The sequence below is a fragment of the Salibacter sp. genome, from assembly GCF_031581065.1.
In the GTDB taxonomy this organism is placed as follows: Bacteria; Bacteroidota; Bacteroidia; order Flavobacteriales_G; family Salibacteraceae; genus Salibacter.
Genome location: NZ_JAVLBN010000065.1, coordinates 1 through 8690 on the forward strand (window position 1 = coordinate 1; position 8690 = coordinate 8690).

Here is an 8690-nt window from a genome sequence, read left to right on the forward strand (position 1 = left end):
GATCTCCTGAAGTGATTCTGCTTACAGATGGCTGTCTTTGTATTTTAGTTACACTTATATACAGCTTTTTTCCATCTTCAGAGAACTCTACTCCTTTCATTAAAGGCGATAAATCATTAAAGGGAAAACTATAATGGTTTAATTGATAAGATGGTGTTGAAGAGGAAAAATCTATATTAAAATGCGTAAACTCGTTTGGAAAATTATTTCCTGATGAATTTGGTCGATACTGTGGAGTTATCACGTCAAAAACCTCATCATCTACCTGAAATACTTCCAACTCAGTTCGTAGGTTGGCAGGTTTAAAACTAGTGAACTCATATCTGTAACCATCTACAAAATCAAATGATGGATATGAATTTGTATTCGTCTCAAGTGTTACTAAACACTGCTGAGTGGCGACAAAAAGCTTTCGAGTACCATTAGATAATTCTTTTGTTGATTCAAGAAGGATGAAGAAATTCAAATTTTTATCTGATCTGGTATCACCATCAGAAGACCTTCTTATTTCACATTGTAAAGGAATGGACCCAATCTCATCCCCGTTACTATTAACCGGTACAGGTGTGACCGTGTTTGTTGCAGGGTCAACATCTAGCACACAATACAGAACCTTTTGAACCGGAGTGCCATCAGTAACACCATCACTGTAACCTAAAACACCATAAAACTGATTGCAAACCCCGGGTACCGGTATTAAGACAAATTCGGTAAAACCTTTAGCTAAAACAAGGTTACCATTTATTATTTGTTCGAACTTTAACACCAAATTACCCTGACTGTCCCAGATCTTACCATCTGCTTCATGACAAATGAGGTTTCCCTGATCATCCCACAAAGCATTTTGGGTGTATTCTGGATTTGGAGAACCCGGTAATGAGGATAGTGAAGTGTTTTGGTAATCCACAATTGAATTATGCAAACTCCAATTGGGTTGTTGCGCAGTGGCGATAGTAGCACACATAAAAATGAAAATTAAAACCCAAAATTTTTGAATTGCCCTGCAAGGGGGGGGGCATTCATTAATTTTACTTTTCATAATTATTTATTTTTTGAATTTTGTGCTAATTTAATGAAGTGTTTTTTACGTGTCAAGTTTTTATTCTTTACCTACTGTTAAACAGTTAAAGTTAACAGTGATTATTAAAAAAAGCCCCGCAACATGTATGAATGTTGCGGGGCTTATCACTTTATAAAAGTCACTTTCTTCTTAGTGCAAGAAAAGTCTTTCCTTTGAAAAGGCTTCATCGCCTTCAACTTTGATCAAATACATTCCTGATTTGAGTTCGTTCAGGTTGATCGATTCAAACTCTCTGTTGATGTTCTCAGAGCGGTAAACGACTTTACCTGTGAGATCAAAAACAGTTACCATTTGAATAGCGTTACCTTTTGATTGAATATTCACCTCACCAACTGATGGGTTAGGGAAAATCTTGATCTTAGCTTCAGCAAAAGGGTAAAGCTCTTCGTAACCAACTGCATTGGTATCGCCAATTCCCATTCCTAACATCAATCTCGGGTGCATGTAGCCCTGAATTGTGTCGATGTAGCGAAGTGCTTTTTCTTTTGACATATCAGGGTTTGACATCAATGAGTTTTGGTGAATTGCAGCACCGTCATAAGAACCACCGGTTTGTTGGTTGACTGCCTGTGCTAGAGCGATTACATCACTTTCACTCCACCATTCCCACGGAGCACCCTGGTTTTCAAAGCGAGCTTGTTTCAATGGAAGTTGGAAAGCGAACAAACCTTCAGCATCTGCATCAATCGTTACTTCATCTAGAGGAGCTGTTGGATAGAACGTTTCAAATGTTCTGCCGTAAAGCGAACGTGCGCGAGATGTGAAAGGATCCTGGTATTCATTCTTGTCAATCCAGTCGCTGTTAAGGCCAAGTGCATTAGCTTCCGGAATAAAAGTATTTGGCCCCGGAACCGGAACAACATTGTTATTTGTTGTAGGAACAACAACCTGGTTGGTGTCAAAAGGTGCAAATGGGTCATTGATACAGTGGAAACTCATCATTGGAGCTTCATTGCCATCTAACCACGAGATATCACCTAAAGCACCACCGGCATTAACAGTGTGTTGAATGTCGGCACTTTCACCATTATCAACATAAAGATTCAATAAACCACCAAAACCTTCGTAATCACCAACAACTTGTTCGTTAACGTAAGGTTGATTTGTGAGAGGATTCAAAAATTTAGCAGTTCCCACTTCGCTTTGGCTGTCAATAGTTGTGTAAGCCAAAACCACATAACCACCTGATCCTTGTCCGAATAATGCAATTTTGTCTGAGTTAATACCATAAGGGTTTGGTCCCTGGTTTGCACCCTGTCTCAATACTCGAACAGATTGCTTTACATCGTGAATAGCGCGGTAAACGGCATTCAACAAAGTTGCTCGCCTAATGATTTGACCGGTTTGCGGGTCGTTCGCCTGCGGGTTCCATCCGTGACGATAGTTTGGAGCTACAGCTACATAGCCGCGTTTTGCCCATTGTGTACAAAACTCAACCGCAGCCGAGTCATTTTTTGAACCACCTACACTACCGTTGATAATTGGAGGTAAGAAGTTACCTGTGTGAACGTAAACAATAACCGGGCGTTCAGCCATGTTATCAGCACTGGTCGTTGGCATGTAAACGTCCATCTCGAGCTGTGACACTTTCACAATTGTTGAGGAGTCAGCTCCATAAGGAAGGAAGTAGTTCATGCTCGGGTTACCACCAGCCTGAAGTGTACTGTCGAGATAATTCATTTCACCGGCAATTTGTTGCTGGTTATTTTGAATGTAGGTTGGACTTAATAATGACGTGTTTTTCAAAAAGTCAACATTGATTCCATAAGTGATATCGGTTTGTACTTCGATTTCACTTTCGTCAAAGATCTCTTCAGCGTAACGCAACTGGGCGTTTGCTGAGATGCTAAACGCAGTGCAAGCTGCAGCTGCAATTGTCATGAGTAGTTTCTGTTTCATAAGCCTATATTTTAATTTAAGAAAGATACAATTTAGTTTTTATTTTTTTCTTTTCCATTCGTACAAAATTGAGAAGTATGCGAGTCTGCCCACTCTTGGCCCACCGTAAACCTGGTAAACCTCGTTATTCAATAAGTTCGATGCCCCTAATTTAAACGTTGTATTAATACGAGGCCAATTATAATTGATTTGTGCATCAACTAATCCGTACGAGTCTATCGGTCCTGTAAACTGTGGAGAGCCTTCAAAAACAAATCCTTCAACCCATTTGTAATTTACGCTAAAACCAAAGAACCCCGGAACCGGTAAAAATCCCCAGGATAATTCTCTACCGCTTACTCCCAGGTTGTATTTGTGTTCTGGTGTGTTAAATGCAGGGATTATAGGGTCATCGTCACCTGAAACCAGTTTGTTCCAACTGTAGTTTCCATTCAGCGTCAACTTTTTAGCAAAGTAGTAATTTGCGCCTATTGAGAAGCCTTGTGTTGTCACGATTGATTGAGCATTCGTTGATATGCGATACGGCTGATATTTTGAAAGAAAAGAGTTGTTAGTAAATTCAGCATCAATCCCAATCTGATAACCGATGAAGTTGGTGTACCAGCTGTGGTAGTAAGATGCGTCAACGAACACTTTTTTATTGAATATACCGCGATATCCCAGCTCTAATGTTCTCACCTGCTCTGGTTTGATCGGATCCACATTGAAATAATCGAGCGAATCCTGGTTGAGTGAGGAAAGCGTTGACTCAAATGATTTTGCTGTTACGAGTGAATCGTAACCGTTGAGCCCGCCAAGCAGAATAGCGCGGCCCACATCGTAATACAGAAATTGATCAGCCATTGTTGGGTTTCGCACAGCTGAGCTAAAAGTGGTTCTGAATGTGTGCTTTTCATTAGGTGTGTAAACCATGGTCAGAGCCGGACTAAAGATATAGTCGAAGTTTTCGTTTTTATCCATGCGGAGAGTTGCGCTGGCCTTGATTTGTTCTTTGAAAAAGTAGCGCTCTAAGCCGGCATAAACGCCATATTGAAAGTTGGTGATCTCTTTGTAAGATGAGTCTGTAACGATAGTCCCGGAATCGGTTTGTTGTCGTGTGTATTCCAGTGTATCACTGAAAATTGTTCCACGTGTGTCAGGTGTGTAAAGACGAGCCGATCCACCTACGCGAATTGTGGCCCAGGAAGGCTCAAACTTGTATTCACCCTGAACGTGGTAAAGAGCCGAACGGTCGTAAAACAGCGAACCGCCATCGGTGAATTTTTTGGAGGTGATGTTGTTAAATGCACTGTCGAATTTAGCTGTGCCGGGATAATATCTTGCCTTATCTTTGCTGACCAGCTGTGAATCGGTATACTGCCTGTTCAACTGATGATAACGAACAATGGAGTCTCTGTGCTGGTTGAGGAATGGGTTGAGTCCTATCTCCTGCCATTGTTTTGCGTTGTCGTAATTGGAGCGATTTGGGTAGCCTGGTAATGCCCTAACCTGTGAACCCAAATCTGAGCCCCATTTTTGTTTGTAAGTATCATTCCAATCTACATCACCCATTGAAGCCTCTTGTAACCGAATGGCTGTTGTTACGATGTCGTAGGAGTTCCCTGAGTTTTCGTGAGTGGCGTAAGCTCTGAAGAACCACTTGTCGTCCTGGCGGATTTCAAATCGGTTCTGAAAGAACTGAATGTCTTTTAAGCTGTAGCGGTTATCTCCCTGGTAAACGGTGGTTCCGGTACTGTAGTTAGATGCTACAATTGCGCGGAGGTCTTCTCTGAATTTGTAGTGGAGAGCAACTCCCAATTTAGCGTTTTGAGTGTTGTAATCGGCCAGGTTTACTTCTTTGTAACCTGTACGGTGAAAAGTGTTGAGCCCGGGATAGTCGATGGCACCAAAAATTGAAGATTCATCAGCGTTTGATTGTACCCGTTCATCACCGTAGATGTTAACCGCATCGTAGCCACCGGGATTTGACTTAGCAGATTCACTGTCGAAAACCGGGTTGTAATTCTCGGCTTCCCAATCATCGGCCTGTAGATAGAAAGCGTTGATTTTATAAGCGAATTTTTCTTCTCCGTCTTTGTTTTTAATTGCCTGCGCCCACCGGATTGCTCCTTCCAGCATGTTTCTCTCACCCACTTTCACTGAACCGCTCAAACCCTGAAAAACAAACGGGTCTTTAGTCGTCATATTGATGACTCCGTTGAATGCACCGGGTCCGTAGTAGGCTGAACTCGCTCCGGCAATGATATCAACGCTTTTTACATCGAGATCAGATGCTCCCAGGAAATTACCCAGCGAAAAATTCAGCCCGGGAGATTGATTATCCACTCCATCGATGAGCTGCAGGGATCTGACCGGTGAAGTACTGTTGAAGCCGCGTGTGTTGATTACTTTGAAACCGAGCGAAGCGCTTGTCATGTCAACACCCTTCAATGTTCCAAGGCTCTCGTAAAAATTACCCGATGGCGCTTCTTTAATGGCGATGACATCCATTGTTTCAACTGTGAGTGGAGCTTGTTTTTGGCGATCTGTTATTCGTGTATCCACAATTTCAACTGCATCGAGAAGAACGTTGTCGCTCTCCAGTTTGATTTTGATTTTATCAGAAAAATCAGTGACTTCAATCTCTTGCTTCTTGTAACCCATGAAAGACATGACCAGTGTGAGTGGCGGCTCTTTGTCTGTTTTTACAGAAAAATTCCCGTCAAAATCAGTCGTCCCGCCAGTTGATGTTCCCTTAATGACAACGGTAGCTCCAATGAGTGTTTCACCTGTTGTTTTGTCTATGATTTGTCCTTCAATGACATTTTGACCAAAAGCAAATCCTGCAAGTGCCCAAAAGATGATCGCCAGTATTGAGCGAAGTTGATATGGTGAATTTCTCTTCATGGGATGGTTTGATGCATAACAATTTGTTATGCGTGCATACAAATATAACGTTCCTTTTTACAAATGCAACTTAATTTTTATTGCATAATCCTGTGTAAAATGCAAATGAACAAACAATTATTTCGTGGTCGGTTTAGACCATGAAAAAAAATGAACGATTCAAAAAACACATCCTACATTTGGCAAAAATACTTTCAAATGGATGCACCAAAAGCAAAACACATAGATTTTTCACTCGCAGCACATGGCGAAACACGGATTGATCCTTTTTACTGGATGCGAGACAGAGAGAGCGATGGAGTTCTCCAGCACCTCAGGAATGAGAATGCTTACACTGAGGAAAAGATGAAAGATACTGAAGAGCTACAGGAAAAGCTCTTTGCCGAGATGAAAGGCAGGATCAAAGAGGATGATGAGTCGGTACCCTATACATTGCGCGGCTATGAGTATCGCACAAAGTTTGAGAAAGGGAGTGAATACCCGGTTTTCCTGAGGAGGAAGGTTGAAGAAAAAGAGGAAAGAGTGATTCTCGATCAGAACCAGTTGGCTGAGGGGAAGGAATTTCACTCATTGGGCGGAATGAGCCTTAGCGTGAACAACAAATTACTCGCTTTTGGAGAAGATACTTTGAGCAGGCGTATATATAAGGTGCGATTTAAAAACCTGGAAACGGGTGAGTTTTTAGATGATGTGCTGGAAAACACTACCGGATCAGTTGCGTGGGCAAATGACAACAAAACCGTTTTTTACGCCATGCAGGATGAAACGCTGAGGCCCAGCAAAATTTATCGACACGTTTTGGGATCTGACCAAAAAGATGACGAGCTGATTTACGAAGAAAAAGACGCCACTTTTTTGTGTTACGCTTTTAAGTCAAAATCGGAGAAATACATTTTGATAGGATCTGCCAGCTCTGTGAGTAACGAGTACCGCTATTTACCGGCTGATGAGCCAATGGGTGAGTTTCAGCTATTTGACAAACGCGAGCGCGATCACGAATATTCAATCGCACACTACAATGATCACTTTTATATCCTCACCAACAAAGATGCCCGTAACTTCAAAGTTATGAAGACACCTGAGCACAAAACAACTCAGGAAAACTGGGAACCGGTTATTGAGCACAGGGGAGATGTGATGATCGAGAACATGGAGCTTTTTCAGAACTTCATGGTGACCGAAGAACGCGAAAACGGATTGGTGAATTTATGCATCAGACCCTGGGATGGGGAAATGCACGAGATCAAATTTTCAGATCCGGCTTACGTGGCCTACATCGGCATTAACCCAGATTTTAATACTGATAACCTCCGTTACGGCTATACCTCGTTGACCACTCCGCCCAGCGTTTACCTATATAACATGAAAACCCGCGAGCAGGAGTTGCTCAAACAACACGAAGTCGTTGGTGGATACAACCAGGACGAGTACAAAAGCGAGAGACTATACGCAACCGCACGAGATTGTAAAAAAGTGCCAATCTCTTTGGTTTATAAAAAAGACATGCACCGTAATGGTCAGAGCCAGCCCCTCTTGCTCTACGGCTACGGATCTTACGGAATCAGCACCGATCCTTCATTCAGCTCAATAAGGCTTAGTCTGCTCGACCGCGGATTTATTTTTGCCATAGCGCACATTCGTGGCGGAGAAGACCTGGGCAGGGATTGGTACCTCGATGGTAAGTGGCTCAACAAAATGAACACCTTTACCGATTTTATCGATTGTGCGGAGCATTTAATAGACCAAAATTTCACCAGTCAGAACCAGCTTTATGCCCTGGGAGGCAGCGCAGGCGGAATGCTCATGGGGGCGATCATCAACATGCGCCCCGATCTGTGGAACGGAGTTGTAGCAGCCGTTCCCTTTGTAGATGTTGTCACCACCATGCTCGATGAGTCGATTCCGCTTACCACGGGAGAATACGATGAATGGGGAAACCCGAATGATGAAACGTATTACCACTATATATTGCAATACTCACCTTACGATAATGTAGAGTCGAAAAATTATCCAAACTTATTGGTTACAACAGGCTTCCACGATTCACAGGTTCAGTACTGGGAACCGGCCAAGTGGGTGGCAAAGCTGCGCGAGAAAAAGACAGACGAAAATTTACTGTTGATGAAAGTAAACCTCGATGCAGGTCACGGAGGCTCATCCGGCAGATTCAAAAGGTTGAGAGAAACAGCATTAGATTATGCCTTTTTGTTGAAGTTGGAAGGAGAAAAAAGTTGAGCAATGCTCTTTTAATGACTAAAAATTAAAAAAAATGACCCAGCCGTTAAACGTTGCTGTGCCTAAGATACACGGATGAAAGAATAAAAATTTGAGCATTACAATATGTTAAAATATTGACAAACCCCTAATTATACCATAGCTTTGAAGCCAACTAATTGAAAAACTGGAACGAAATTTCAATTTTAAATTCGAGAAGCACCCCAATCAAAACTTCTCGTAAGTCCTAAATTTCTTCCAGTTGAATTTTTTTGAATTAATGCCTGTTGCATTGCGACAGGCTAGTGATGTTGTAATTAATTAATGTTTAACTAATCGATAAATAACTATGAAGAACAATGTACAAAGAGTCTTTGTCGCCTTGTGTTCTTTAGCCGTCATGTTCGCAATGAATGTGAGTACGCTAAACGCACAGGTTTACTTCGATGAAGATTTTTCAACAGCAGTTGATTCAATCACTCCACCAAGTGGGTGGTCGAATATTGACAGCTCAAGTGCTCAGAATGGACAGGTGTGGAGATTTGATAATCCAAGTTCGGCAACATTAAATTCTCCTATATCTGATCCAGCTGCAGTCTTACCCAGTGGA

At 42.0% G+C, this 8690-nt stretch carries 5 protein-coding genes; 2 read left to right on the forward strand and 3 right to left on the reverse strand.

From position 1 onward, the window contains the following. The 3 genes from RI557_RS10845 to RI557_RS10855 all read right to left on the reverse strand — a co-directional run. Positions 1-964: hypothetical protein (locus tag RI557_RS10845; protein WP_310683741.1), on the reverse strand; the 964-nt coding region annotated here is incomplete at its 3' end. A 246-nt stretch (positions 965-1210) separates the two neighbouring features. Then, a complete protein-coding gene (locus tag RI557_RS10850) occupies positions 1211-2980 on the reverse strand; it encodes a T9SS type A sorting domain-containing protein (protein WP_310666907.1) in 1770 nt (589 codons plus the stop codon). A 39-nt stretch (positions 2981-3019) separates the two neighbouring features. After that, on the reverse strand, positions 3020-5866 hold the full coding sequence (locus RI557_RS10855; RefSeq protein ID WP_310683743.1) for a TonB-dependent receptor: 2847 nt from the start codon (positions 5864-5866) through the stop codon (positions 3020-3022). Between the two features lie 150 nt (positions 5867-6016). On the opposite strand from RI557_RS10855, the gene RI557_RS10860 reads away from it, so the two are divergent. Then, positions 6017-8101: a S9 family peptidase gene (locus RI557_RS10860; RefSeq protein WP_310683745.1), complete on the forward strand. Its 2085-nt coding sequence runs from the start codon at positions 6017-6019 to the stop codon at positions 8099-8101. 328 nt (positions 8102-8429) lie between these two features. Further along, a partial coding sequence (locus tag RI557_RS10865) for a hypothetical protein (protein WP_310683747.1) occupies positions 8430-8690 on the forward strand: 261 nt, incomplete at its 3' end.